Annotated in this window: 1 protein-coding gene and 1 pseudogene; both read right to left on the bottom strand. The window is 60.8% G+C overall.

The annotated features are described in order from the left end of the window. Positions 1-74: 74 nt before the first annotated feature. Positions 75-1,691, bottom strand: a complete 1,617-nt coding sequence (locus JF781_RS27830) for a long-chain fatty acid--CoA ligase (RefSeq protein WP_085981616.1) — start codon at positions 1,689-1,691, stop codon at positions 75-77. A 32-nt stretch (positions 1,692-1,723) separates the two neighbouring features. Beyond that, positions 1,724-2,117 (bottom strand): annotated as a pseudogene (locus tag JF781_RS27825) (transglutaminase); the annotation flags it as partial.

Raw genomic sequence — 2,117 nt, 5'->3', positions numbered from 1 at the left:
CTGAGCCAAGGTGAGGCGACTGTCATGGTGTCCTTTCGGTTAGGTGCTGCTGACGACGTTGGCGGCTTTTCGGGTTAGCCGCAGTACACGACCTGGTATTCGCCGGCGCCGTGGCGTGCTCTCAGCAATTTTTTGTCGTATTTGCCCACACTGGTTCGGGGAACCTCAGCAATGAACGCCCAGCGCTCCGGGATCCACCACTTGGCGACCGCGCCGTCCAGGAAGACCCGCAATTCGTTGATATCCAAGCTGGTTTCGGTCTTCGTGACGATCAACGCCAAGGGTCTTTCCTGCCACTTCTCGTCGGGCACGCCGATCACCACCGCCTCATGCACGGCTGGATGGGCAACGAGCGCATTCTCCAAGTCGACCGAGGAAATCCATTCGCCACCTGACTTAATGACGTCTTTTACCCGGTCGGTAAGCGTAAGGTAGCCGTGTTGATCGATGCGACCCACGTCGCCGGTGCGCAGCCATCCTTCGTCGAGCTTGTCGGAGTCGTTGTCGCCGAAGTACGAGCCGGTGACCCACGGTCCGCGGGCCTGGATCTCGCCGATAGACCGTCCGTCCCAGGGCAGGGTACGGCCATCGTCGCCACGCAGCCTAATCTCGACACCGCAGACGGGACGACCCTGACAAGCGCGTAGCTCCCATTGGCGCTCGCCGTTGGTCCCCTTCGGCGCGCGCGCCACGGTTGCCAGCGGCGAGGTTTCGGTCATCCCCCAGGCCTGCAGGATCGGGACACCGAATTCACTCTCGAAGTGCTCCATCAGTGACCTTGGAACGGCCGACCCGCCGCAGGCGACCAGGCGTAGCGACGAAATATCGTGCTCCGGTTCGGATTCCAGGAAATGCTGCACGTCATTCCAGATCGTCGGTACCGCACCGGCCACGGTCGGCTGCGTGTCCTCGATGATGGCAACCAACGGTGCCGCCTGCAGGTATCGGTCGGGCAGCACGAGGTCGGCTCCACACATCAGCGCGGAATAGATCAGCCCCCATGCGTTCGCGTGAAACATCGGGACGATCGCCAAGACGCGGTCTTCTTCACCGATGGACAGCACGTTGGGTGTGCAGCCAGTCAGCGAGTGCAAATAGGTGGAACGATGACTGTAGACAACACCTTTCGGGTTTCCGGTAGTGCCGCTGGTGTAGCACATCGCCGCGGCCGACCTCTCATCGAGCTCTGGCCAGTCGAATTCGCCGTCTTGATCAGCAAGCAGGTCCTCGTAGCGCAGCACGTTTTTACCGCTGGCCAGCAGCGGCTCCAGGTCGCCGTCGCCCGCTGCGATCACGGTGTGCACCGACGACATCGTCGGCAGTGCCTTCGCTAGAAGCGGTGCCACAGAGACGTCCGCGATGATGACCTTGTCGTCGGCGTGATCTGAAATGTAGCCAAGTTGTTCTGCGGTGAGTCGAAGGTTGAGGGTGTGAAGCACCGCGCCCATCGACGGCACCGCACAGTAGGCTTCCAGGTGTTCCTGATTGCTCCATTGGAAGGTGGCCACGCGCTGATCGTCAGTTATGCCCAGACTCCGTAGTGCGTTGGCCAACTGGCTGATTCGTCGCTTGAGCGCACCGTAGGTCGTTGTGCGGTAGCCCGATCCGGTCGGCGTGACGACTTGGCTGTCAGCGTGGATGGATGTCGCGTGCCTGACGATCGAGGCTACGGTCAAGGGGATATCCTGCATGGTGCTTTGCACAGGCACAATCCTTCAAACTGCTAGTTGGTGAATGAGTCCGGCACTGGAGGAGGTTCGTAGATGAGTTCGCCGTAATTGTCGCGCAGCGCGTCGATGATTTCCGTGAGGGGAAGGTCGTCGAAAACACCACGGTCATGGAGGTATTCCAGGTGTTGAGAGCCGTCGCCTGTGTAGGCGTGCAACATGGCGTCTCGCTGACCGTCGAATTCGATGGGAGCGACGCGGAAGCGCGCGCATAACTCGCGGTTGAATGCCGGTGTGGCCTTGACCCACCGACCATTCAGCAGTATTTGACTGTAGCCGTGGTAGACGAAAACGTCCGAACCACCCATCCGTTCACGGAGACTCGCGGTCTGTAGATGGTTGCGGACGTCGGCGAAACCCAACCGCGCCGGAATCCCCGCGGCGCGACAT

Source organism: Mycobacterium sp. WUMAC-067, assembly GCF_020217485.1.
Lineage (GTDB): Bacteria > Actinomycetota > Actinomycetes > Mycobacteriales > Mycobacteriaceae > Mycobacterium.
Note: the sequence above shows the minus strand (reverse complement) of the source record. Positions and strands in the feature narration are given on the sequence as shown.

Excerpts from the sequence above, each read along its gene's own strand:
- JF781_RS27830 (WP_085981616.1), bottom strand. The coding sequence starts at position 1,691 with ATGCAGGATATCCCCTTGACCGTAGCCTCGATCGTCAGGCACGCGACA.